This is a genomic window from Pseudomonas sp. Irchel s3a12 (assembly GCF_900187485.1).
In the GTDB taxonomy this organism is placed as follows: domain Bacteria; phylum Pseudomonadota; class Gammaproteobacteria; order Pseudomonadales; family Pseudomonadaceae; genus Aquipseudomonas; species Aquipseudomonas neuropathica.
Genome location: NZ_FYDN01000008.1, coordinates 1 through 24,132 on the forward strand (window position 1 = coordinate 1; position 24,132 = coordinate 24,132).

A 24,132-nucleotide genomic window follows, 5' to 3' on the forward strand; every position below is an offset into this window, starting at 1 on the left:
CCATTATTACAATCGGATCAGGCTGCACAGTCACAATGGCTACCGAACTCCGGTGGACATGGAGGCCCTGGCGGCATGAAAAAGGGTAAAACCCTATAACCGTGTCCAGTATCGTTTGACCAGATCAACCGAGGAAATTGCGAGAAGTACGCCGACGTGCGATACCGAGTCGAACTCAAACCTTGAAAAGCCCACAAATCGGCTCCCTCTCCCTCGGGAGAGGGCTGGGGTGAGGGGAAAACCCACCACAAATCCAAAGCCGACCACGCCCCGCTCCTCACCACTCAACAGGATGAGCGTTAGCTCGGCTGCAGCTCTTGATCTTGATCCACGAGCGACGTCGGAAGGCTGAGCGGAGGGATTGATCCGGGGGTGGGAGCGCAGCGACCGTTTGGCGAAGCCAAACACATCGAGAGGAGGTGCAGCGAAGCAAACCGTAGGCGATGCCCCCCGGATCGATCCCGGAGCGAAGGGACCCCGAGCTTTAGCGAGTGGGCCGCACGTAGGAGCAAGCCTTTTTGGTTACTTTTTCGGCGTCTGGAAAAAGTGACCCGCCGTAAGGGCGGAACCCTAATCAGCAACCCCCGCAGCAACGGATATACCCCCAAAACCCCAAGAGCCTGGTCGGCCCAAAGGCCGCCAAGCCCCGCTCGATCAATCCGCCAGCCAGCCGTATTCCCAGTAGCGCAAGTTATCGCCGCGCAACACGTAATCGCGCAACACCACCTCACGCAATTCATCACCCATGCGATAACTGGCATCAGGATCGGCCAGGTGCATACGGATCGCTTGCAGCCATTCATCCGTACTGTTGGTCTTGATCCGCGTGCACGGCAAATAACCGCGATAGGCCTCGGTATCCGTGCAGATCACCGGGTAACCGCAGGCGCCGTATTCCAGCAGCCGCAAGTTGCTCTTGCAGTCGTTGAAGATATGGAACTCCAGCGGCGCCAACGCGAGATCGAGGTTGAGGCTGGCCAGTTTCGCCGGGTACACGTCCAGGCCGATGACGCCATGGAACTCATGCATGTACGGCCGCAGATCATCCGGACACATGCCGAAAAACACCCAGTCGACTTCATTGGCCAGTTCACGAACAACCTCGGCGATCACCGCCAGATCACCGTGGTGACTGGTGCCGCCGCCCCAGCCGACCCGCGGTTTCTTCGAGGTCCGACGCTGGCTGCGCAGGTGGCCCCACAAGTCCTTGGCCAACATGTTAGGGACGACACGAATGTCGTGGTGCATGTCCGACAGCACGTTGGCCAGTGGTGCGGTGGATACGACCGCACGATCACACAGCCCGATCGCGCGGCGCACCATGCGCTCCATGTCCTGCTTGCTCGGCATGTTGCGTATGTGCGCATTGCGGTGGGGAACATCAATGACGTAGTCGTCGAGTTCGAAGATCCGTCGAGCGTTGAAGTACTTTTTCAGCGGTGGGATTTCATCGATGGCGTGCTCCGAGTAGCGCCCTTGCAGAACGATCACATCAGGCGACTGACGTTCGATATCGATGATCGACGGCAAGCCGTAGCAAATACGCCCTTCCGCCCTATTGGCCGCTTCCAGCTCGATCATCGGCTGGCTCATGCGGTAATGGCCGATGGCCGAAGCGTTGATCGGCACCACCAGCAGATTGGGCAACTGCGCCTTGGAGAATGCACTCCACCCCGTGCGCAGTCCCGGCTCCAGACTGAAGTTGGTGGCGCCCACGCCCTGCAACGTCAGGTTGACGTTGTAGGCCGGGTCTCGCGCCACCAGCGGCAACCAGCACTGGTAAAACGTGTCCCTCTCCTCGGCGTGCTGCGCTTCTTCCTCCGGTGTCGCCATCGCATTTGGCCGCGCACCCACAGCCAGGATCGCATTGGGGTTCAGCACCACCAGATAACCGTCGCGGCCAACGCGCAGACACAGGTCCACGACATTGAGCGTTTGTTTGAGGTCCTGCTCGTCCAGCCCGCCGGCAGCTTCGAACACCGACTTGCGAATCATCAGGCAATCACTGCCGACGGCACTCAGGTCATGCACCGCCTGCAGGCGATGCATGTACCCTTCCGACTGCATCGGCTGGCCATAGAACGGCAACCCGACCGGCCCGTTCAAGCCAAGAATCAGGCCGGCGTGCAGCACGCCGCCGTCCGGATTGAACAGCTTGGCGCCAACCACCCCGACTTCCGGGCGTTGCGCATGATTGAGCAGTTCGTCGAGCCAGTCGTTCCGGGTGATCACCGCAAAGGCGTTGAGCATCAACACATACTCACCGCGCGCCTGGCTGACGGCATAGTTGTGCACCGCTGCCGCGTTACCCTTTTGCGGGTAGCTCAGCACGCGAATCCGCTCGCTGCCCAGTTGCGCCATACCGTCCAGCCAAGCCAACGCTTCAGCGCTTTCGCTGCCGTTATCGACCAAGAGCAATTCGTACTCGGTGTAGTCGGTCTTTTCCAGCAATGTCTCGACGCAGCGTTGCAAGGCAGCCGTCTGGTCCTGCGTGACAATGACCACCGACACCAATGGGCGCCGGGCATGGTGATAGTCGACACGATTGAGCAGCCCGCCGTTACGGTCGCGAATGTCGTGAGCGATGCCAAGGCGTTGCAGATGCGCTTCGAGGATTCGCGGACTTTGCTGCGCAACGCCAGGATCAGTGAGCCATTGCGACAGATCGAATTTCGACTCCAGCAACACTTCAGCAATGTGCCCGACCACTTGCAGGCCATCGCTTTCAACCATGCGCCAAAGCACATCGTGGGGCGCGAGTTCGGCGAACGTCGAGGTAAAACCACCAAGCGCCAGGAACCGTTCGCGCTGGAACGCCAGCGCTCGCCCGACGTAAGGGTAGCTGCGCATGAGGTCGAGGTTGAAATCCGGCTTGAACGCAGGCTCGGCCGACTCACCATCGCGCAGACTGCCTTCGTCGCTGTACAGGCATGTCAATGAGCTTGCGTGCGCAATGCGATCGGCCATCACCAACAATGCTGGCGCCACCGGGCAGTCACCTGGCTGCAACAGATAAAACCAGTCGGCGCCTTCCAGTTGCGGCAGCAGAGCGTTGATCTGCTCCAGGCCGTCACCCTGCAACGGCATGTGGAACACCCGATCGTCCAGCTTCCCCTCGCTGCAAGCCGTGGACAGCACCAGAACCAGTTCCGGCGGGTAATCCTGAGCGGCGAGTGCCTCAAGGGTGCGCTTCAGGCCATCGCGACTGCCTTGGGCATCAATGATGATCGGCACGATGCGCGGTCGGTGCGGCCAGCCAGCGAGGGTTTCCGGCAGCCATTGGCGCTGCGCCTCGGTCAACACCCGAACCGCCAGCCATTGTGCATAGAGTTCGCCAAAACTGAAGCTGTCGACTCCGACCCCCAGCTCCTGACGGCTCTGCTTGGTGCCGAGGGTACGGCTCAGCGGCAGCTCCTGCCAGACCCGAGGCGACTCATCGGCCTTGGTCAACGGCACATAACGAACCCAGCCCGGCGCCGGCGCCGACTCGCCGCTGCGGACCTTGAGCATTTGCGAGATCCACTCGCGCTCGATCTCGGCCGCGTCTTTCATCGGTTGCTGCGCGCTCAGACGCTCGGGGTAGAGACGCTCGGCACTCAGTACGTTGTTGGAGACCACCAGATTGCCGCGCCGCAACAGACAGACGTACAAGGCAAAATCCAGCGTCGCAACGAAGCAGGCCCCCTCCTCGGTCAAGGCTGGCAAAAGCTCCACAACGTCGCTACGGCGAAACAGCGCACTACTGAATCCACCCAGTACGTTGACCGGGAATTTTTCAAAGATGCTCAGTACATCGTCGCCTTTGAGCAAACCACTGGCCGGCGACAATGAGCTGTTTTCCAGACGTGCGGGCAGGATGATGTCGTTGGCATCCCACAACAACCGTTGCGCTACCACCAGACTGACTTCGTCACGCCGCAGCTCGTGGGCTTGCTGTTCGATACAGGCCGAATACAGCAGGTCATCATCACACAGGAATTTGATGAACTCGCCCCGGGCTTGCTCAAGGCAGGCCTTCAGGTTACCGACCAGCCCCAGCGTTCGTGGGTTGCGCACGTAACGCACGACAAAGCCGGTCTGCTCCGTCACCCGCGTAACGATGTCTTCAATCTCGTTGCCACGATTGTCATCGCACACGATGATTTCAAGATTGGCGTAATTCTGGCTGACAGCGCTGTTCAGCGTCCGCTCGAAGAAGCGCGGATTGAAGGCGGGAATGACAAGACTGACAAGAGGGAGTGAATTCACGGCGGGCTCACAGGCGATACGAGCCCGCTCGGAAAAGCGAGCCCTTGATACCGCTAAAAAACATGACTGAGTGGCAGGGTAAACGGGCGCTTACGCGCCCGTTGAGGATCAGATCTTGTTGAACAGACCCAACTGGCTGATCTTGCTGAACGCAAGCTGCGAAGCTTGCAGCATGGTCTGCTGCAGGGTCAGTCGCGTCATCACTTCAGCCGGATCCGAATCGCGAATGGAACCTTGCGTGGTGGTATTCGCGGTGCTCAGACTGTCATTGGTGGTGGCTTGCATTTCCAGCGCCTGACCACGGGCACCAATCTCGGTCACCGCGGTGCCGATCTGATTGTTGGCCGCGTCGATGTTGCCGAGGCCCGCCTCCATGGCGCCCTGGAATTTCTGCTTGGCCACCGGATCACCATCGATCGGTGTATTCAGAGCAGTAATCATCTGACCGAGGGTGTCGAGCACGTTCTGGGTCTGGTGATCGTTTGGGCGGATCGAGAACTGATCACCCGCTGCCGGTGCGCTGCCCAGAGCAAAGGTCACGCCTGCCGCCGTGGCGTTGCTACCGGCCACAGTGCCCGAGGACACCGGTTTGCTGTCCGCAGTCACCGGCGCAGCATACAGATCGAATGCGGTGGCGCTGGTGAACTTGAGAACGGCGCCGCCCTGCGGGAATGCCGCAGTGTACGCCGCCTGGTCAGTGATGCTCGAACCGGTAATCACGGCGGTCGACGGGTTACCCGGGCTGCGCGTGGTAGTGAACGAGTCAGGCGCGGTAGACAACTGGAAGCTGTGGCCGGCAATGACCGCGTCCGGGTTGGTATCACCAGCCTTCAGGTTGATGTTCAGCTTCATGTCGACGCCACGGAAGCTGACCGTCTGGTTGGCACCGCTGCTGTTGCTGACCAGACCGTTCTGGCTCGCCTCAGCCGTCACGTCGTTGCCAAGGGCATCGGTGATTTTCAGCTGGGTGCTGCTGAGGAAGCTGACGGTATACGGCTGGCCAGCGGTGAACTTGGAGTTGTAAGTGGCTACGGTACCGATCGTGCCGTTGGACAGTACGACGCGACCGTCATCCACTGCCGGTGCGGTCATGGCGACGTTGGTACGCGCGGTATTGATGGTCTGCTGGAAAGCAGCCCAACCGGTGGTGTTGGTGCCGATCGTCATGCCATCGCCGATGCCCAGATTGATCGTGGTCTGGTCACCGTTGTAGCTGTAGGTGCCGTCGGCATTCTGCGAATACGGCGCGGTGTCAGTCTTCGAACCAGAGAACAGGTAGTTGCCGCTGGCATCCTTGGCGTTCATCAGACCCAACACTTGTTGTTGGATCTGGCCCATTTCCGAAGCGTAAGCCTGGCGGTCCTTGTCGGTGGCCGTGCCATTGTTGGCGGCCAGGGCGAGTTCCTTGGCGCGGGCCAACGCGGTGGTGATCGAATCCAGCGTGGATTCCTGCACGGTCAATGCACTTTTGGTGCTGTCGACGTTGGTCTTGTACTGATCGAGCATCGCGGCCTGCTGGCCCAGTTGCAGCAAGCGCCCGGCACCGATCGGATCATCGGCGGCGGTATTGATGCGCTGCAGGCTGCTCGCCTCGCTGGCGGTGGCGACGGCCTTGTTGAAGTTACGCTGATAGTCCGACGCTTGCGTGCCGTAATACTGGGCGGTGGAAATGCGCATGAATTACGACTCCTTAAAGGCTGTTGATCAGCGTGGCGAAAGTTTCCTGCGCAGCTTTGATGATCTGCGAAGACGCTGTGTAGTACTGCTGATATTTGACCAGGTTGCCGGTTTCTTCATCCAAGTTGACCCCGGACAGCGAATCGCGCGCGCCTTTGGCGTTATCCAGAATCGCCGAGGTCGCGGCGCTGTCGGACTTGCCTTGGGCGGTTTTGGTACCGACGTTGGTCACCAGCTTGTTGTAGGCGTCAGTCAGGCTGATGCCCTTGCTCGCCGAACCGGTATCGACGGTCTGCGCCGTTTGCAGGGCGACCAGCGATTGCGCGTTGCGGTTGTCCGAAGACGCCGCACCGGTGAGATTCATGGTGAAGGTTTCGCCGGACTTCGGCGTGCCGCCAACGGTGGTCTGTACGGAGAATGTCTTCTGCACGTTCGGCGTAACACTGGTGTCCATCACCGGGTTGCCGCTGGCATCGACGATGCCGACTTTCAGGTCCAGCGTGTTCGATTGACCGGGAACGATAGTGCCGCTGCTGATGAGGCCGCCCTTGGCATCCACAAAGGTGTAGGACTGGCTGCCCCCGGTGACCGCACCGAACACCAGCTTGACCGGCGTCGAGTTCTTCAGCGCCGCCTGCATGTCAGCCTGGGCAGTCGGGTTGTAGATATCGATTTTGCTGTTGAGCGTCGGCTGGGTGAAAGTGCCCAGACCGTTGGCGCTGGCCACACCGGTCAACGGACCGGCCGCAGCGATTTTCTTCGGATCGGTGAGCACTGTCTGGATGCTCGCCGCCGCATTGCGGGTCGGCGTGACTTTGAAGCTGTCACCGGCGCTCAACGCACCACCCTTGAGAGCAAGGGTAAAACCGTCGATCACAGGCGGCGGATTGGTCGTGGTACTGAAGGCGCCCATATCGGTGCCATCGGAACGCTTGACGGTGTAGTCAGTGGCGCTGGTGAACGTCACTTGATAATCGCTGGTGGTCAGCTTGCCGGTGTCCTTGATGGTGACATCGAGGTTACCCGAACCGGTGCTGTTGCCCGACTGCGCGATGCTGCGCGAACTGATCAGCGCGGCACTGTTGATGTTGTTGAAAATGGCCGCGCCGAAGTCACCGTTCTTGTCGATGCCCTGGGCTTGCTGACTGTTGACCTGATCAGCGATCACCAGCGCCACGCGGCCCAGCTCGTTGAGCGACGGGTCGAGGACTTCTTTGCGGTAAGTCAACAGGCCGCCGATTTCACCGCCGCTCATCGCCGAGGTGATGTCGATGGTGCTCGAACCGCGATCCATCTGGATGGCCATGCGCGACGGGTCGTCTTTGCTCGCGACCATGCTCAGCGTGTTGGTGGTGTTGCCGATCACCAGAGGCTGACCGCTGCCGATGTAAACGTCGAAACTGGTGCCACGCTCGACGACCTGTGCACCCGTCAGTTCGGAGAGCTGGCGCACGGCTTCGTTGCGGCTGTCGAGCAGATCGTTCGGCGCACCGCCACTGGTGGAGATCTCGCCGATTTTCTGGTTCAGGTTGGCAATCGAGGTGGCCAGTTTGTTCACCTGGGCCGTCATGTCGCCAAGGCTGCCGTTGATGGTGGTGTTCTGGTCGTTGAGCTGTTTGGCGATGGTATTGAAGCGACTGGTCAGCGCCTGCGCACCGGTCAGCACCGATTGGCGGGAGGTGTCATCGGTCGCCGACGTCGAAACGCCCTGCATCGTGGTGAAGAACTTCTGCAGCACACCGGTCAGGCCGGTGTTGGTGTCCGACAGCATCGAGTCCAGCGGTGTGGCCTGCGCCAGGTAAGCAGCCGATTCGCTGTCGAGCGAAGTAGCGGTGTGCAGCTGGCTTTCCAGGTACGAGTTGTACACCCGGCGCACGTCGGCCAGGGTCGTGCCCGTACCGATGAACACGGTGCCGAACTGCTGCGAGGATTTGGTGCCCTGCACGGTTTGCTGACGTGAATAACCGGCGGTGTCGACGTTGGCAATGTTGTTGCCTGTCGTAGCCAAAGAGGACTGGCTGGCCGACAGTCCCGACATCCCGATATTGAGCAAACTCATGGTTCAGACCTTATACCTTGTGCCTTATAAAGGCGTGGTGGATACACCCGCCGCAGCGTAGTTTTGGAAACTGTTCATCTGCTTGGCAATCTGCGAAATCTTGCTTGCGTAGTTCGGGTCGGTGGCGTAACCGGCCTTTTGCAACTCGCGTACAAACTGTTCTGGGTTATCGGCAGACTTCACGACATCTTGATAGCGATTATTGCTCTGCAGCAAAGTCACCAGATCGTGGAAGCTGTCCTTGTACGAGGCGTAGGAACGGAACTCGGCCGTCTCCTTGACCATCTCGCCATTGCGAAACTCGCTGGTGATCGCCCGGGCCGAATCGCCCTTCCAGTTGCTGCTCGCCTTGATGCCGAACAGGTTGTGGCTGCTACTGCCATCCTGGGCACGCATGACCGACTTGCCCCAACCGGTTTCCAGCGCCGCCTGCGCCACCAGATAACGCGGATCGACGCCGATGCGGTCGGCCGCTTCCTTGGCCATCGGCAGCATGGTGTTGACGAATTCGTCGGCGGAACTGAAAGCTTTCTTCGCCGGCGCCAGTGGAATCTGCGCCATGGCGCGACCGTAGACCTGCATCTGTCCGCCCGAAGCTTTTTCGCCCTCGGCGCGGGCCAGCCAATCGCCGTTGTACAGCGGGCCGGCGCCAGTGGTGGCAGCGGTTGTCGCACGCTGCGGCAATGCCGTTGCCGCTGCCGGCGTGGCTGACGGCACCAGCCCGGCGAGCAAACGATCGGCCAGTTTTGGTGGCAAAGCCAGGCGACGCTGATTGATCAGTTCCATATCGTTGCGATGAGCCAGTTGCGTGTTCGGCGCATTCACCGAACGCGACGCCCACAGCGGTCGCTCGCCATTGAGCCGCGACAACGGGCCATTGGTGGCAACGGTGCCGGCGGCAATCGGCGTAGCCACGGCAGCAGCTTTCGCCTTGGCTTCTTCCTGCTTGGCGGCGGACGCTGCAGCGGCCTCGCCCGGCGCCAGCGGTTTGTTCTTCGACATCTGGCGCATCAGCACGTCGGCCAGACCGATACCACCGCCCTCGCGGGACATGGAAACGGCCAGTTGCTGGTCGTACATTTCCTGATACTGCTTGGCCGCCGGCGTGTTCAGCGGATTGTCTTCACCCAAGGCGTTGGTCGCCGAGCGCATCGACTTGAGCATCTCGCCAAGGAACAGCGATTCGAATTCCTGCGCCACCTTGCGCAGGTTTGCATCGCTGTTCTTGTCGCCGACCTTGAGCTGGTTCAGGCGATTGAGGTCCGAGTAGGAACCCGAATCGCTGCTGCTGACCAGACCGCTTTTGCGCATATCCATAAGGGTCGGCCTCAGATCACGATCAGGTCGGCTTGCAACGCGCCGGCCTGCTTCAAGGCTTCGAGGATCGCCATCAAGTCACCCGGCGCCGCGCCGACCTGGTTCACCGCACGAACGATTTCGTCGAGGGTGGTGCCCGGACCGAACTTGAACATCGGTTTGGCTTCCTGCTCGGCATTCACCCGCGAGCGCGGCACGACAGCGGTCTGGCCATTGGACAGAGGGCCGGGCTGGCTGACAATCGGGTCTTCGGTGATGGTCACGGTCAGGCTGCCGTGGGTCACGGCGGCTGGCGACACTTTCACGTTCTGGCCAATGACGATGGTGCCGGTACGCGAGTTGATGATGACTTTCGCCACCGCCTGACCCGGGTCGACTTCGAGGTTTTCCAGGATCGACAGGTAGTCGACGCGCTGGCTCGGATCGAGCGGCGCAGTGACACGGATCGAACCGCCATCGATGGCTTGCGCAACGCCAGGGCCAAGCATGTCGTTGATCTTGTCGACGATGCGTTTGGCCGTGGTGAAGTCGGAACGGTTGAGGTTCAGCGTCAGGCTGTTGCCTTGGTTGAAACCGCTCGGCACCGAACGCTCCACAGAGGCACCGCCGGGGATACGACCGGCCGACGGAACGTTGACGGTGATCTTCGAACCGTCACGGCCTTCGGCGTCGAAGCCGCCGACCACCAGGTTGCCCTGAGCGACTGCGTAGACGTTGCCGTCGATACCCTTGAGCGGGGTCAGCAACAGCGTACCGCCACGCAAGCTCTTGGAGTTACCGATCGAGGACACGGTGATATCGACCTGCTGACCGGGTTTGGCGAACGCCGGCAAGTCGGCACTGATCGACACCGCCGCGACGTTTTTCAACTGCACGTTGCCCGATCCCGGCGGCACCTTGATGCCGAACTGCGAGAGCATGTTGTTGAAGGTCTGCAGGGTGAACGGGGTTTGCGTCGTCTGGTCGCCGGTGCCGTTAAGCCCGACCACCAAGCCGTAACCGATCAACTGGTTGGAACGCACGCCGGAAATGCTGGCGATATCTTTCAGCCGCTCGGCGTGGGCACCAAAGGCTGCGGACATCAGCGCCGCAGCCAGCATGAGGCTCTTGAAATTCAACGTAGCCACCTAGAAAGGGAACAGCGGGCTGAGGAAGAAACGGTCGAACCAGCCTGGCTGACTCGTATCGGCAAACGCGCCGGTACCCGAGTAGGTGATGCGTGCATCGGCGACCCGGGTCGACGACACAGTGTTGTCCGTGGCGATGTCATCGGCACGCACCAGGCCGGCGATGCGCACCAGTTCGTCACCGGTGTTCAGCGTCAGCCACTTCTCGCCACGCACGGCGATGATGCCGTTGGGCAGCACGTCAGCGACGGTCACGGTGATCGAACCGGTCAGGCTGTTGCTCTGCCCGGACTTGGCGTCGCCTTTGGTCGAACGGTCGGCGCTATAGCCGGCGTTCAGACTCAGGTCGTTGCCCCCAATCGGATTGTTAGTGGTCAGGCTGGAGCCGAACAACGAGGTCAGACCGACCTTGTTGTCACTGTTCTTGTCCATCTGCGAGTTGGCGTTCTTGCTCGCCTGCGTGCGCTCGTTCAGGGTGATGGTGATGATGTCACCGACCCGGAAAGCCTTGCGGTCGCTGTACAGGTTCTGCTCGAAGCCGGCCTGATAGATCGAGCCATTATTGGCGGCAGCCGGCAACGGCGTGCGCGGCAACACCGGGGCGTAGTAAGGGTCATTGGGCTTGGGCGTCGGAGCGACGCAGCCCGCGAGCGAGACGACCCCACTCAATGCCAGAACAGATACAAAGCGATTCATGACCCTACCTCACGGTGTTGCAGGCGACCTCATGGCCGCCTCATAGACTTGATTACAGATTCTGCGTTACGAACGAGAGCATCTGGTCAGCGGTGGAGATCACCTTGGAGTTCATCTCGTACGCGCGCTGAGTGGTGATCATGTTGACCATTTCTTCAACAGTGCTGACGTTGGAGGTTTCCAGGGTGTTCTGCAGGGTGGTACCGAAACCGGCCAGACCCGGAGTGCCGACTTGCGGCGCGCCGGAAGCGGCGGTTTCCAGGAACAGGTTGTTACCCACTGCTTGCAGACCGGCCGGGTTGATGAAGTCGGCGGTTTGCAGGTTGCCAATCACTTGCGCTGCCGGGTTACCGGCGATGGTCACCGACACAGTACCGTCACGGCCAACGGTGAAGGTCTGGGCGTCGTTCGGGATAACGATGGCAGGTTCCAGAGCGAAACCGCTGGCGTTGACGATCTGGCCGTTGGAATCGAGGTGGAAGGTACCGTCACGGGTGTAGGACGTGGTGCCGTCCGGCTGCAGGATCTGGAAGAAACCGCGACCGTCGATGGCCATGTCCAGCGGCTGCTCGGTGGTTTGCAGGCTGCCGGCGGTGAAGTTTTTCTGGGTGCCGACAATGCGCACACCGGTACCCAGTTGCAGACCCGACGGCAGTTCGCTGTCCTGAGTCGACTGAGCGCCTGGCTGACGCTTGATCTGGTAGAGCAAGTCCTGGAATTCGGCACGATCACGTTTGAAACCCGTGGTCGACACGTTCGCCAGGTTGTTGGAAATGGTGGTCAGGTTGGTGTCCTGGGCGGACAGACCGGTTTTGGCAACCCATAGAGCCGGAAGCATTCGATTCTCCTCGTGCGCCTGTTTTTCGGCGCGACGTTCTGATAATTAGCTGATCTGCAAGACCCGAGCCATGGCCTGGTCGTCGTCTTTGGCGGTGTTCATCATCTTGACGTGCAACTCGAACTGCTTGGCCAAGGCCAGCACCGAGGTCATCTCTTCAACGGCGTTGACGTTGCTCGACTCCAGGAAACCCGACACCAGTTTGACGTTGGCATCGGCCGGCGCAGGCTGGCCGTCCTTGGTGTAGATCGAGCCGTCGAGGCCCTTGTTCATGTTCTTGATGTCCGGGTTGACCAGCTTGATCCGGTCGACCTCCGCCATGACGCGCGGGCCTTCGCCCATCGCCCGAATACTGATGGTGCCGTCTTCACCGACTTCGATCTGCTGCTCGGGCGGCACGGCGATCGGACCGCCATTGCCCATCACCGGCATGCCGTTGCCGGCGCGCAATACGCCGAGGGCGTCGACGTTGAGGCTGCCGGTGCGCACGTAGCTTTCGCCGCCGTTCGGGTTCTGCACGGCGATCCAGCCATTGCCGGTGACAGCGACGTCGAGGTCACGACCGGTCTGCACCAGCGAGCCCGGAGTGAAGTCGGTGGCGGGCCGTTCGCTCATGGCAAACGCACGCGCCGGAAAGCTGTCACCGAACACCGGCATCGAACGCGCCTGCTCCAGGTCGCGCTGAAAACCGTTGGTGGAGATGTTCGCCAGGTTGTTGGCATGAGCCTTCTGCGCCAGTGCGTTCTGGCTGGCGCCGGTCATTGCCACATAAAGGTACTTGTCCACACTCTTTCCTCTGCATGCCGGACGTTTGCCGCCCACCGCTGTACTGCTGAGCCATAAGCAATTTGCAGACCAACTTTTTTCTGGCGCACAAAGGCCCGGCAAACAAAGGACTTGGGGGATGGCGAGGGGAAATTTGAAATGTATCGAAGTCGAAAAACCGGCGGTGTTATGCCGCTTGGCGGCAATCCCTCGAATGATCGTTCCCACGCTCCGCGTGGGAATACCTCAATGGACGCTCTGCGTCCGCTTTGGGACGCGGAGCGTCCCGGGCTGCATTCCCACGCAGAGCGTGGGAACGATCACGTGCTGCCCGACTCTTTGCCGACTTCGTATTCACGCAGCTTGTTGGCAATGGTGGTATGCGAAACCCCCAAACGCTTACCCAACTGCCGACTGCTCGGATGCTCGGAATACAACCGCTCCAGCACCGCTTTTTCGAATCGCCCGACAATCTCGTCCAACCCGCCTTCCAGCGAGAAATCGCCAAGCGGCTGACGCACGCCATAATCCGGCAGACGAATATGTTCGGCCTTCACCGTGCCGCCATCGCACAGCGAAACTGCCTGGAACAAAACGTTTTCCAACTGCCGCACGTTGCCCGGCCAATGGTAATGACTGAGGCGATCCATCGCCGCCGGCGCCAGTTTCGGCAGCGAGCAACCGATCTGCCGACTGGCCTGATCGAGAAAGTGCTCGACCAGCGGCGTCAGTCCGTCGAGGCATTCACGCAGCGGCGGGATGTGCAGCGAGAGCACGTTCAAGCGGTGGTACAAATCCTGGCGAAACTCGCCGCGCGCGCACAGCTCCGACAAGTCGACCTGCGTCGCACAGATGACCCGCACATCCAGATAAACCTCTTCATCACTGCCGACCCGGCGGAAGCAACCGTCCTGCAAAAAGCGCAGCAACTTCACCTGAAGACGCGGGCTCATCTCACCGACACCGTCAAGAAACAGCGTGCCGCCCGCCGTCAATTCCAGCAGCCCGAGCTTGCCTTCGGCGCGCGCACCTTCGAACGCGCCCGGGCCATAACCGAACAACTCAGTCTCGGCCATCGACTCCGGCAGGCCTGCGCAGTTGAGCGCCATCAACGGCGACTGCCCACGCGGACTGGCGAGGTGACAGGCGCGCGCAAGCAATTCCTTGCCCGTACCGGTTTCGCCCTCAATTAATAGCGGAGCGTCGAGCGGCGCCATACGCCGCGCTTCACGCACCACGGCGGCCATCACTTTCGAGCTCTGGAAGATGCTGTCGAAGCCACGCAGCTCCTGCTTGCGCACGTTGTAGATGCGCTCGCCTACGCGATCGGCGCGGTGCAAGGTCAACACCGCACCAGCCATGGCCTCGCTGTCGTCGTGCTCCGATTGCAGCGGCGCGATGTCGGCCAGAAAGATGTCGCCCTTGACCTTGACCCGCATGCCGTTGATTCGCGATTTGTTGGCGCGCACCAACTCCGGCAAGTCGAAATCTTCGGCGTAACGCGACAGCGGAATACCCGGCACTTCATCGACCCGCACGCCGAGCAACTGCGCCGCCGCACGGTTGGCCGCCACGATCGAGCCCCCCATGTCGATCGACAACACCGGAAACTCCAGCGCGCCGAGCAGCGCATTCAACTCCATGTGCCGACGCTCGCTGGGCATCAGCCCAACCCGCTTGACGCCAAACACTCCGGCGATCGCCTCGAATTTCGGGCGCAACGCCTGGAACTGGATGTTGATCAGGTTCGGGCAATGCAGATAGATCGCGTTGCCATGCTCACCGCCGACCTCACCGCGCGCGACGTTGATCCCGTAGGCAACCAGCAGGTTAAGAATGTCGCGCAGGATGCCGATGCGGTTCTGGCAGTGGACTTTGATGCGCATATAAATCGCCCGAATAAACGATGAGAAACCTGTAGGAGTGAGCCTGCTCGCGATGGCTTTGGGTCAGTTGATATTGATGCTGACTGATGCACCGCTATCGCGAGCAGGCTCACTACTACAGGGGGACCGCACCAGACTTTTCTGTAGTGGCACGCAGATAGTTGTCAAGATTATGTGACAGCCACTAGGCTTTTCAAACCTGAAAATCACCGAAAATGCGCACCAGCGGTCAAAGCGTAACGATAACTTTACGAATTAAAGAGAAATTTCCCACGAGCAGGCCATTCAACCTGCTGCACATCAACTCGCTCTCAGGTAATTCTGAATCCATCGCTGGACATAACAAGAACGAATTCCCCTAGCAGGAGAGCAGTATGAAGCAGACGCAATACGTGGCCCGCGAGCCCGATGCGCAAGGTTTTATCGACTACCCCGCCGAAGAACATGCGGTGTGGAACACGCTGATCACTCGCCAGTTGAAAGTGATCGAAGGGCGTGCCTGCCAGGAATACCTGGACGGTATCGAAAAACTCGGTCTGCCCCACGACCGCATTCCGCAACTGGGCGAGATCAACAAGGTGCTCGGCGAGACCACCGGTTGGCAGGTCGCCCGCGTGCCAGCACTGATCCCCTTCCAGACCTTTTTTGAATTGCTGGCCAGCAAGCAATTTCCTGTGGCGACGTTCATTCGCACCCGCGAAGAACTGGACTATCTGCAAGAGCCGGACATTTTCCACGAGATCTTTGGTCACTGCCCGCTGCTGACCAACCCGTGGTTCGCCGAATTCACCCACACCTACGGCAAACTCGGTTTGCAGGCCACCAAGGAAGAACGTGTTTATCTGGCGCGCCTGTACTGGATGACCATCGAGTTCGGCCTGGTCGACACCCCGCAAGGCAAACGCATTTACGGTGGCGGCATCCTGTCCTCGCCAAAAGAAACCGTTTATTCGCTGTCGGACGAACCTGAGCATCAGGCGTTCGATCCGCTCGAAGCCATGCGCACGCCGTATCGCATCGACATCCTGCAACCGCTGTACTTTGTCCTGCCGAACCTCAAGCGTCTGTTCGACGTGGCCCATGAAGACATCATGGCCATGGTTCGCCAAGGCATGCAGCTGGGTCTGCACGCACCGAAGTTTCCGCCGAAACCGAAAGCCGCGTGAACCGCGACTTTTGCTGACAATTGAGCCTGTCCGTCGCCGCCACTTTGGTTTAGCGTGACGGCATTGACAGCTCAAACGTTTTAATAAAAAAAACACACTCGATTCAGGAATACACCATGTCCACTTTGAACCAAGCCCACTGCGAAGCCTGCCGCGCCGATGCGCCACAAGTCAGCGACGAAGAACTGCCGATCCTGATCAAGCAGATCCCTGACTGGAACATCGAAGTCCGCGACAGCATCATGCAGCTGGAGAAAGTTTTCCTGTTCAAGAATTTCAAGCACGCCCTGGCGTTCACCAACGCTGTCGGCGAGATCTCCGAGGCAGAAGGTCATCACCCGGGCCTGCTGACCGAATGGGGCAAAGTCACCGTGACCTGGTGGAGCCATTCGATCAAAGGCCTGCACCGCAACGACTTCATCATGGCTGCGCGCACTGACGAAGTGGCCAAGACCGCAGAAGGACGCAAGTAATGCACTTCGACGCCATCGGCCGGGTACCCGGCGACCCGATCCTCGGTTTGATGGAGGCGTATGCGCAGGACACCAACCCGCGTAAATTCGACCTGGGCGTTGGCGTCTACAAGGACGCTCAGGGCCTGACACCGATCCCGGAAGCGGTGAAAATCGCTGAAGCGCGGCTGGTCGAAAGCCAGGACACCAAGACCTACATCGGTGGCCACGGCAACCCGCTGTTCGGCAAAGTCATCAATCAGTTGGTGCTCGGTGCCGACTCGAAGCTGATCGCCGCACAACGTGCCGGCGCCACCCAGACCCCGGGCGGCACTGGCGCCCTGCGCCTGGCCGCCGACTTCATCGCCCAATGCCTGCCGGGCAAAGGCGTGTGGCTGAGCAACCCGACCTGGCCGATCCACGAAACCATTTTCGCCACGGCCGGGGTCAAGGTCAGTCACTACCCGTACGTGGGCAGTGACAACCGTCTCGACGTCGATGCCATGCTCGCGGTGCTCAACCAAGTGCCGAACGGTGATGTGGTGCTGCTGCACGCGTGCTGCCACAACCCGACCGGTTTTGACTTGAGCCATGACGACTGGCAGCGCGTGCTCGATGTGGTGCGCAGCCGCAATCTGCTGCCGCTGATCGACTTTGCCTACCAGGGCTTTGGCGATGGTCTGGAACAGGATGCGTGGTCGACCCGGTTGTTCGCGGCCGAGGTGCCTGAGCTGCTGATTACCAGTTCCTGCTCGAAGAACTTCGGTCTGTACCGCGACCGCACCGGTGCGCTGATCGTCTGCGCGAAAAGCGCCGAAAAGCTCATCGACATCCGCAGCCAACTGGCCAACATCGCCCGCAATTTGTGGTCGACACCGCCCGATCATGGTGCTGCGGTGGTCGCGACCATCCTCGCCGATCCAGAGCTGAAAGCCCGTTGGGCCGATGAAGTGGAAGCCATGCGTTTGCGTATCGCGCAGTTGCGCAGCGGCCTGGTTGAAGCGCTGGAGCCGCATGGCCTGCGCGAGCGTTTCGCACACATTGGCGTACAACGCGGGATGTTCTCTTACACCGGACTGTCGCCGGAGCAAGTGAAGCAACTGCGCGAGCATCACAGCGTGTACATGGTCAACTCGGGCCGGGCGAACGTCGCCGGCATCGACGCTACGCGCCTCGCCTTGCTGGCAGAAGCCATCGCCAGCGTCTGCAAATAGTTACTGCAACACAAAACCCTGTGGGAGCGAGCCTGCTCGCGAAAGCGGCGTGTCATTCAACGAAAATGTTGCCTGACACACTGCCTTCGCGAGCAGGCTCGCTCCCACATTTGTTTGTGGTGACCTTTGGGTTTTGCCCTCCCCTGCGGCCATCTGTCGCATTAATTTGAATTAAAAGTCTGATTGTCATTTTTCCTGCTGTATCCTGCGCAGGCTTTCAAGAAGCGCGGATCTACCAGATCTATCAACAGACTTAGCGAGGAGCGCAACCATGCACGAGATTCCTAATCTCCCCTTCCCAAGCCTGCACGTACCTGAGCAGACGACCACGCAGCAAGCCGGAGCCCAACAGCCCGAGCAGAAAGAAGCCGTTGAGAGCCGCCCGGCCGACAACGAAGAGTAAGACCCCGTCGTACAGACCGTGTGGAAAGCGCTAACATGCGCTTTCCACACTGCCTGAACCCCGAGCCCGCCATGACCGACGAATTCTCCGAAAGCCAAGCTGCCGTACTCATCGGCGCCACCGAGAAAATGATCGACATCTGGAACCGTCTCTCCCCCGAGAAACAAGCCGCCCTGCTCGCCCGTTTCGGCAGCGAAGAAAATGCCCTCGCGGCGCTGGTCACCACACAACTGGTTGCCCCGGCCAACCCCTGAAGCGGCCTCCCGGCAAATAGTTTTACTTTTCCCGCCCCAGAAGCCTCCACGCCGGTATCATAAGCAGCCTATCTAATCTGCCGTTCCTGTGGATCGTTACCCATGTCGTCCTCTATGTCCGAGCCCCAGCGCCCCCTGGCGGTCACGCTGCAAGTCGTTTCTATCGTCCTCTTCACCTTTATCGGTTATCTGAACATCGGCATTCCGCTCGCGGTGCTGCCAGGTTATGTGCACAGCGATCTGGGCTTTGGTGCGGTGATCGCCGGTCTGGTGATCAGCGTGCAATACCTCGCCACCCTGCTCAGCCGCCCGTACGCCGGCAAGATCATCGACAACCAGGGCAGCAAACGCGCAGTGATGATTGGCCTGGCCGGGTGTGGCTTGAGCGGTGTGTTCATGCTGATTTCGGCGTGGACACCGAGCATGCCGATGCTCAGTTTGATCAGTCTGTTGATCGGTCGCCTGGTGCTGGGCAGCGCTGAAAGCCTTGTCGGTTCCGGCTCGATCGGCTGGGGCATTGGCCGGGTTGGCGCGGCAAACACCGCCAAAGTGATTTCCTGGAACGGCATCGCCAGTTATGGCGCACTGGCGGTTGGCGCACCGTTCGGTGTGTGGCTGGTCGGCCAGTTGGGTTTGTGGAGCATGGGCGTCAGCATCATCTTGCTGGCGATTCTTGGTCTGGCGTTGGCCTGGCCGAAAACCGCCGCACCGATTGTGGCGGGTGAACGCCTGCCGTTCATGCATGTGCTCGGTAAAGTGTTTCCCCACGGTTGCGGCCTGGCGCTGGGCTCGATCGGCTTCGGCACCATCGCCACTTTCATCACCCTGTATTACGCCACACAGCATTGGGACAACGCCGTGCTGTGCCTGAGCCTGTTCGGTGCCAGCTTCATCGGTGCGCGCCTGCTGTTCGGCAATCTGATCAACCGCCTCGGCGGCTTTCGCGTGGCGATTGCCTGCCTGTCGGTGGAGACACTGGGCCTGCTGCTGTTGTGGCTGGCACCGGACGCACATTGGGCGCTGGCCGGTGCGGCGCTGAGCGGGTTTGGTTTCTCGCTGGTGTTCCCGGCGCTGGGTGTGGAGGCAGTGAATCTGGTGCCGGCTTCAAGCCGTGGCGCAGCGGTCGGTGCTTATTCGCTGTTCATTGATTTATCGCTGGGGATCACCGGGCCATTGGCCGGGGCGATTGCGGCAGGCTTCGGCTTTGCTTCGATCTTCCTGTTCGCCGCTCTCGCTGCATTGAGCGGATTGGCCTTGAGCGTGTATCTGTACAAGCACACGGCCAAGTACCGCGAAGACTAGAAGTCCACTTTGCCGCGCCCGGCCTTGATGCTGCCGCGCTTGGTTTTCGATTCGAGCCGGCGCTTCTTCGATCCGAGGGTCGGCTTGGTCGGGCGGCGTTTCTTTTCGACTTTGGTGGCGCTGAGGATCAGCTCGACCAGACGCTCAAGCGCATCGGCACGGTTGGCCTCCTGCGTACGGTATTGCTGGGCCTTGATGATCAACACGCCATCGCTGGTGATGCGACTGTCGCGCAACGCCAGTAGCCGCTCCTTGTAGAACTCGGGCAAGGACGAGGCCGGAATGTCGAAGCGCAGGTGCACCGCACTGGAAACCTTGTTGACGTTCTGCCCACCGGCACCTTGCGCGCGGATGGCCGTCAGTTCGATCTCGGCATCGGGAAGATGCACGTTGTTGGAAATCACCAGCATGGAAAAACGTCCGTAATCAGAGTGCACAGGATACCGCGATTAGCTGCAAAGCGACCTGCGGCCTGCGGGCGCAACTTCCAGCGCACTTATATCGAGCATCATTTCGAGTTACCATTGCGACCTTTAAATTTACCCGTTTAATGCAGGAAGCAGACTTATGAGCAACAAGGCAGTTATCGTTTTCAGTGGTGGCCAGGACTCTACGACCTGCCTGATCCATGCACTGACCCACTACGATGAAGTCCACTGCATTACCTTTGATTATGGTCAGCGTCACCACGCGGAAATTGAAGTTGCCCAGCAACTTTGCAAACAGCTTGGCGTGACCGTTCACAAGGTAATGGATGTCTCTCTGCTGAATGAACTGGCGATCAGCAGCCTGACCCGCGACAACATTCCCGTGCCGACCGTCAACAGCTCCGGAGAAAGTCTGCCCAGCACTTTCGTACCGGGAAGAAACATTCTGTTTTTGACCCTCGCTTCTATCTATGCGTATCAAGTTCAAGCCCGAACAGTCATTACCGGCGTTTGCGAAACCGACTTCTCGGGTTACCCGGATTGCCGCGATGAGTTCGTCAAGGCGTTGAACAACGCGCTTGAACTGGGCATGGATTACAAGTTACGTCTGGAAACGCCACTGATGTGGCTGAACAAAGCCGAAACCTGGGCGCTGGCTGATTACCACAATCAACTTGACCTGATTCGTCATCACACGCTGACCTGCTACAACGGTATAGCTGGAAGCGGATGCGGCGACTGTGACGCGTGCAATCTTCGCGCGAAAGGCCTCAGCGAGTTCCTGGAGAACAAAGAGCAGGTAACCAACAGTTTGAAATTGAAACTCAAACTAAAATAAGGCACAAAAAAAACGCTCGCCTGGACAATCCAAGCGAGCGCTTCTGCTATTCGATCAAACCTGGCTTCCTGTCAAATACTTCTTGAACAGCGACCGCGCCCCATAAGCGGGCATGATATTAAAGAAAGCAAAACCCACTTTGATCGCGATCTGCACATAGATCATGCTCAAGATCGCACTGTTCTCCATCGTTCCATAGAATGCGATGTAACAGAACAGAAAGCTGTCGATGATTACTGCAAACAATGTACTCAAGAATACGCGCAAGAACAGGAATCTGGAGTTGGTCAGTTCCTTGATCTTGCACAACAGATACGAGTTGATGTTTTCGGACACCAGAAACGATATCGAAGACGCTACCAGAACAGAAGACAATTGACTGATCACGTCATTGTAAGGTCCATCGAGCTTCCACCCCGGCAACCCCGGCAAATGGGTGGTGATCGCCAATAGAATGATAATCGCCGCATTGCTGATGAACGCAAAGAGAATTGCCCGGCGCGCCAACCGCAGACCAAAGGTCTCGTTCAACAGGTCAACGATCAGAAAGGTCAGCGGGTAAAGAAAGGTTCCCGGGGTCACGACAATGTCAAAGTAATCCAGATAGATCGGTTTAGTCGCTGCAATACTGGTGAAGATATAAAGCGTGAACAACATCAAGTTCAGGATAATGTAGATCATCCAGGAACTCTCATGACGATCATTGATTTCGTAAGCCGTCAGCGCCCCACCCTGGGAGTAGAACTTCTTGTAGAGGTTTTTCACTTCGATTTTATTCAGATTATCCATAATCTCACTATTCAACACTTCACTCAGTTTTATTTTAATTATCTTGCCTGTCGCAATGACCATGATAACGGCCAGGCTTTTTCCATTTTCGAACCCCAGCAATTTGTACTTGCTGTTTTCCATTTCAACACTGCAATCCATTAAATCGTTCCTCGATTACATCTCCGATCACGCATACACGATCCGTATCAAAGCTGCCTTCATGGCTTATAGATAACTTCGCTGTGATTTTGTCATACACCAGTTTTTCCCTGTCGCTGGTCGATGCTCCTTTCTGCACGATCAACAGATCGCCGGGTTCGTTCATGCCACTAATTTCGTTTTCCAGAAGCACGCCAATCAGGTTAAAGGACGCGCCAAAATAGTAAGTCAGTGGATGAATCGTGGCCAGTTCACCAATTCTTTTATCCAGACTTTGCAGCAGCATACTTTCCTTGATGACAGGCACCGCCGCCGGATTCATGTTCCCCTGTGGCGAAATACTGCTTTCGATGATTTCCTTCTCTTCAAAATCAATCGTTTCTATTTCCTCGTAAGACACGCCGAAGAAATCAGAAATCTTGCGTACAGTGGACTGTTGTACATTGACCACTTTGCCTTCAAGGATGTTGTAGATGGTGGTACGCGTCAAACCACTGGAGTGACACAAGGACAACTGCGTCTCCCCGCGACTCTTTATCAGGTATTTGATGTTGTTTTTCAGATTCTCCGATCTTTCTCTTCTGTGTATCACATGCTTGCCATCCATTTTTTAACTGCAATCAATGTCACACCCAGAATGATCATTCCGGACATGCACAAGTGAGGTAGGAAATTGCAGTTATATCCCTGTCAGTGCCGCGCAGGATCATAGCATTCTCCCTCCTTGGGTTCGGTATAAAAAGTCAGCCTTCACGCGATGCCACCCACCCACTGGCAGGATGATTTCAGCCTTTGTACTGACTATTCAGTTTCGGTTGCCTTTCACCCGGCGTCTGAAAATCGGCATCATGCCATGGCCGTTTTACACCCGCAGCGGCTACAAAAAGAATCATTTTCTTTGAAGAATGTTCATTTTTTTGATTAATTCTGTGGCGTTCCTCACTGAAAAATTTATGATGCGTCAACCCGGCGCTTCATTCTCGAGAGTGAAAGAACGAAAAAACGGGGACCTGTACAGGGTTTAGTTTTGCGCTCACAGCGGTCAAAACACGGATTCGCCTGTACAGATCTGGCAAGCAAGGACATGCGCAAATCTCGCAAAACCAGGGAAGGAATCAAGCAATGGCAGTCATTACTGAACCGCTCAAGAACCAGGCTGACATGTTGCGTCGTGGCCTGGCGGATCTTCGCGCAGAAGACGCCGAACTGGCGGCCATTCTCGACGCTGAAGTCACGCGTCAACAGCACACGCTTTCACTGGCCTCCTCCTCCTGCGCCGTCCAGCCGCGAACCTTGGCGGCCTCTGCTTCCGTGCTGGTCAACGTGACGGCAGAGGGCATGTCCGGCAAGCGCCACAGTGCAGGGTGCGAGAACGTCGAACTGGTCGAGTCGCTGGCCATCCGCCGAGCGCGGCAACTGTTCGGCGCGCAATACGCCAACGTGCAGCCACACTCAGCGTCGAACGCTATATACCAAGTCCTTACGGCCTTGCTGGAGCCTGGCGACACCTTGCTGGGTATGGCAGTGGAACACGGTGGTCATCTCACGCATGGCAGCCTCGCGGCGTTTTCGGGCGCCTACTACAAGGCGATCCAGTACGGCACGACATCCGACGGTCTCATTGATTACGACAAAGTGCGTCTGCTGGCGCTCGCCCATCGCCCACGCGTCATCCTCTGCGGCGCCACCGCCTATTCACGCGTAGTCGACTTCAAGCGGTTTCGCGAAATTGCCGATGAAGCCGGCGCCATCCTGCTCGCCGACATTTCGCATATCGCCGGGCTTGTGGCCACCGGACGGCATCCAGGTCCGATCGACGCCGCACATGTCACCGTCACCTGCACGCACAAGCAACTCGCCGGACCTCGGGGTGGCGTGATCCTCAGCGGTCGGGACGCCAACACCAAGATCCCCGGCTTGAGAACCACCTTCAGTCGCCTGCTGGATCAAGCCGTTTACCCGCGCATGCAGGGCGCGCTCGCCGCCAACATGATCGCAGCGAAGGCTGCCGCGCTGGGTTACGCAATGTCCGCAGAATTCGATGCCTGCATGGCACAGATCCGCAGTACGGCGGATGAAATGGTCAAAGCGTTTCAGGCCAAGGATTATGAGGTGGTCGGCGACTGCAGTGAAAACCACACAGTGCTGGTTCGCTTGCGGGGTGGCATCACAGGGGCTATCGCGGAGGCGGCGCTGGGACACTGCGGGATCATCGTCAACAAACATCGCCTACCCGACGATCCCCGTTCGGCACTTGTCACCAGCGGGCTGCGTATCGGCACCGCGGCTCTAGCGCAACGCCGGGTCGATGTCCACGGCAGCCGCCAGATCGTCGATTTGATCGTGCGGGTTCTGAATACGGTAGCGCCGCTCGGCGAACAGGATTACACCCTGGAACCTCTGCTCCTCGCGCAGTTTCGCTCAGAGGTCGAAACCCTGTGCAGGGACTATCCTCTCGCCGACTATCAATAGCGGTCCAACATTTGCGCCCATAAAAAACCCGGCACTCAGGCCGGGTTTTGTGTTTCTGCG

At 58.8% G+C, this 24,132-nt stretch carries 20 protein-coding genes; 8 read left to right on the forward strand and 12 right to left on the reverse strand.

Going from position 1 to position 24,132, the window contains the following annotated elements; all coding sequences use genetic code 11:
• Positions 1–654: 654 nt before the first annotated feature.
• From CKW14_RS14675 to CKW14_RS14715, 9 genes are all read right to left on the reverse strand, one after another.
• Positions 655–4,248, reverse strand: coding sequence for a glycosyltransferase (locus tag CKW14_RS14675; RefSeq protein ID WP_095125532.1), 3,594 nt, complete (start codon positions 4,246–4,248; stop codon positions 655–657).
• A 108-nt stretch (positions 4,249–4,356) separates the two neighbouring features.
• The gene (locus tag CKW14_RS14680; RefSeq protein WP_095050159.1) at positions 4,357–5,925 is read right to left on the reverse strand and encodes a flagellar hook-associated protein 3; all 1,569 of its coding nucleotides are present in this window, start codon (positions 5,923–5,925) and stop codon (positions 4,357–4,359) included.
• A gap of 13 nt (positions 5,926–5,938) precedes the next feature.
• Entirely contained in the window at positions 5,939–7,984 is a 2,046-nt protein-coding gene (gene flgK, locus CKW14_RS14685) for a flagellar hook-associated protein FlgK (protein ID WP_095050158.1), read from the reverse strand.
• Positions 7,985–8,008: 24 nt separating this feature from the next.
• The gene (gene flgJ / locus CKW14_RS14690) at positions 8,009–9,301 is read right to left on the reverse strand and encodes a flagellar assembly peptidoglycan hydrolase FlgJ (RefSeq protein WP_095050157.1); all 1,293 of its coding nucleotides are present in this window, start codon (positions 9,299–9,301) and stop codon (positions 8,009–8,011) included.
• 11 nt (positions 9,302–9,312) lie between these two features.
• The gene (locus CKW14_RS14695; protein WP_176091703.1) at positions 9,313–10,401 is read right to left on the reverse strand and encodes a flagellar basal body P-ring protein FlgI; all 1,089 of its coding nucleotides are present in this window, start codon (positions 10,399–10,401) and stop codon (positions 9,313–9,315) included.
• 27 nt (positions 10,402–10,428) lie between these two features.
• Positions 10,429–11,124 (reverse strand): flagellar basal body L-ring protein FlgH, encoded by a 696-nt coding sequence (gene flgH / locus CKW14_RS14700; RefSeq protein WP_038363773.1) that lies wholly within the window; start codon positions 11,122–11,124, stop codon positions 10,429–10,431.
• A 52-nt stretch (positions 11,125–11,176) separates the two neighbouring features.
• Positions 11,177–11,962 (reverse strand): flagellar basal-body rod protein FlgG, encoded by a 786-nt coding sequence (gene flgG, locus CKW14_RS14705; protein WP_095050156.1) that lies wholly within the window; start codon positions 11,960–11,962, stop codon positions 11,177–11,179.
• A gap of 45 nt (positions 11,963–12,007) precedes the next feature.
• Positions 12,008–12,748, reverse strand: a complete 741-nt coding sequence (locus CKW14_RS14710; RefSeq protein ID WP_093439577.1) for a flagellar basal body rod protein FlgF — start codon at positions 12,746–12,748, stop codon at positions 12,008–12,010.
• A gap of 299 nt (positions 12,749–13,047) precedes the next feature.
• Positions 13,048–14,613 carry a sigma-54-dependent transcriptional regulator gene (locus CKW14_RS14715; protein WP_095050155.1) on the reverse strand — a complete coding sequence of 522 codons (1,566 nt, stop codon included), beginning with the start codon at positions 14,611–14,613 and terminating at the stop codon, positions 13,048–13,050.
• 374 nt (positions 14,614–14,987) lie between these two features.
• Here CKW14_RS14715 and phhA point away from each other — a divergent pair, with 374 nt between their 5' ends.
• From phhA to CKW14_RS14740, 6 genes are all read left to right on the forward strand, one after another.
• On the forward strand, positions 14,988–15,779 hold the full coding sequence (gene phhA / locus CKW14_RS14720) for a phenylalanine 4-monooxygenase (protein ID WP_007965510.1): 792 nt from the start codon (positions 14,988–14,990) through the stop codon (positions 15,777–15,779).
• Between the two features lie 116 nt (positions 15,780–15,895).
• Entirely contained in the window at positions 15,896–16,252 is a 357-nt protein-coding gene (locus CKW14_RS14725; protein WP_003222798.1) for a 4a-hydroxytetrahydrobiopterin dehydratase, read from the forward strand.
• Positions 16,252–17,445 (forward strand): amino acid aminotransferase, encoded by a 1,194-nt coding sequence (locus CKW14_RS14730; protein ID WP_095125533.1) that lies wholly within the window; start codon positions 16,252–16,254, stop codon positions 17,443–17,445. The genes CKW14_RS14725 and CKW14_RS14730 overlap by 1 nt, the downstream gene beginning before the upstream one ends.
• Positions 17,446–17,716: 271 nt before the next feature.
• Positions 17,717–17,848, forward strand: a complete 132-nt coding sequence (locus CKW14_RS30190) for a hypothetical protein (protein WP_256573958.1) — start codon at positions 17,717–17,719, stop codon at positions 17,846–17,848.
• 35 nt (positions 17,849–17,883) lie between these two features.
• On the forward strand, positions 17,884–18,102 hold the full coding sequence (locus CKW14_RS14735) for a hypothetical protein (protein ID WP_256579948.1): 219 nt from the start codon (positions 17,884–17,886) through the stop codon (positions 18,100–18,102).
• Between the two features lie 114 nt (positions 18,103–18,216).
• Entirely contained in the window at positions 18,217–19,404 is a 1,188-nt protein-coding gene (locus CKW14_RS14740) for an MFS transporter (protein WP_176471293.1), read from the forward strand.
• Here the strand turns inward: CKW14_RS14740 and arfB are convergent.
• Entirely contained in the window at positions 19,401–19,814 is a 414-nt protein-coding gene (gene arfB / locus CKW14_RS14745) for an alternative ribosome rescue aminoacyl-tRNA hydrolase ArfB (RefSeq protein ID WP_095050152.1), read from the reverse strand. The genes CKW14_RS14740 and arfB overlap by 4 nt on opposite strands.
• 157 nt (positions 19,815–19,971) lie before the next feature.
• On the opposite strand from arfB, the gene queC reads away from it, so the two are divergent.
• Positions 19,972–20,670, forward strand: coding sequence for a 7-cyano-7-deazaguanine synthase QueC (gene queC, locus CKW14_RS14750; RefSeq protein ID WP_095050151.1), 699 nt, complete (start codon positions 19,972–19,974; stop codon positions 20,668–20,670).
• A 54-nt stretch (positions 20,671–20,724) separates the two neighbouring features.
• Here the strand turns inward: queC and CKW14_RS14755 are convergent, their stop codons facing one another.
• The gene (locus CKW14_RS14755) at positions 20,725–21,600 is read right to left on the reverse strand and encodes a queuosine precursor transporter (protein ID WP_093439557.1); all 876 of its coding nucleotides are present in this window, start codon (positions 21,598–21,600) and stop codon (positions 20,725–20,727) included.
• Positions 21,584–22,207: a helix-turn-helix transcriptional regulator gene (locus CKW14_RS14760; protein ID WP_176471290.1), complete on the reverse strand. Its 624-nt coding sequence runs from the start codon at positions 22,205–22,207 to the stop codon at positions 21,584–21,586. Before CKW14_RS14760 ends, CKW14_RS14755 begins: the two co-directional genes overlap by 17 nt.
• 515 nt (positions 22,208–22,722) lie before the next feature.
• Between CKW14_RS14760 and glyA the strand changes: the two genes are divergently transcribed.
• Positions 22,723–24,072, forward strand: a complete 1,350-nt coding sequence (gene glyA / locus CKW14_RS14765) for a serine hydroxymethyltransferase (protein ID WP_095125534.1) — start codon at positions 22,723–22,725, stop codon at positions 24,070–24,072.
• Positions 24,073–24,132 lie beyond the last annotated feature (60 nt).

Coding starts and splice junctions, on each gene's coding strand:
- CKW14_RS14680 (WP_095050159.1), bottom strand. CDS start 5,925: ATGCGCATTTCCACCGCCCAGTATTACGGCACGCAAGCGTCGGACTAT.
- flgK (WP_095050158.1), bottom strand. CDS start 7,984: ATGAGTTTGCTCAATATCGGGATGTCGGGACTGTCGGCCAGCCAGTCC.
- flgJ (WP_095050157.1), bottom strand. CDS start 9,301: ATGGATATGCGCAAAAGCGGTCTGGTCAGCAGCAGCGATTCGGGTTCC.
- CKW14_RS14695 (WP_176091703.1), bottom strand. CDS start 10,401: ATGCTGGCTGCGGCGCTGATGTCCGCAGCCTTTGGTGCCCACGCCGAG.
- flgH (WP_038363773.1), bottom strand. CDS start 11,124: ATGAATCGCTTTGTATCTGTTCTGGCATTGAGTGGGGTCGTCTCGCTC.
- flgG (WP_095050156.1), bottom strand. CDS start 11,962: ATGCTTCCGGCTCTATGGGTTGCCAAAACCGGTCTGTCCGCCCAGGAC.
- CKW14_RS14715 (WP_095050155.1), bottom strand. CDS start 14,613: ATGCGCATCAAAGTCCACTGCCAGAACCGCATCGGCATCCTGCGCGAC.
- phhA (WP_007965510.1), top strand. CDS start 14,988: ATGAAGCAGACGCAATACGTGGCCCGCGAGCCCGATGCGCAAGGTTTT.
- CKW14_RS14725 (WP_003222798.1), top strand. CDS start 15,896: ATGTCCACTTTGAACCAAGCCCACTGCGAAGCCTGCCGCGCCGATGCG.
- CKW14_RS14730 (WP_095125533.1), top strand. CDS start 16,252: ATGCACTTCGACGCCATCGGCCGGGTACCCGGCGACCCGATCCTCGGT.
- CKW14_RS30190 (WP_256573958.1), top strand. CDS start 17,717: ATGCACGAGATTCCTAATCTCCCCTTCCCAAGCCTGCACGTACCTGAG.
- CKW14_RS14735 (WP_256579948.1), top strand. CDS start 17,884: ATGCGCTTTCCACACTGCCTGAACCCCGAGCCCGCCATGACCGACGAA.
- CKW14_RS14740 (WP_176471293.1), top strand. CDS start 18,217: ATGTCCGAGCCCCAGCGCCCCCTGGCGGTCACGCTGCAAGTCGTTTCT.
- arfB (WP_095050152.1), bottom strand. CDS start 19,814: ATGCTGGTGATTTCCAACAACGTGCATCTTCCCGATGCCGAGATCGAA.
- queC (WP_095050151.1), top strand. CDS start 19,972: ATGAGCAACAAGGCAGTTATCGTTTTCAGTGGTGGCCAGGACTCTACG.
- CKW14_RS14755 (WP_093439557.1), bottom strand. CDS start 21,600: ATGGATTGCAGTGTTGAAATGGAAAACAGCAAGTACAAATTGCTGGGG.
- CKW14_RS14760 (WP_176471290.1), bottom strand. CDS start 22,207: ATGGATGGCAAGCATGTGATACACAGAAGAGAAAGATCGGAGAATCTG.
- glyA (WP_095125534.1), top strand. CDS start 22,723: ATGGCAGTCATTACTGAACCGCTCAAGAACCAGGCTGACATGTTGCGT.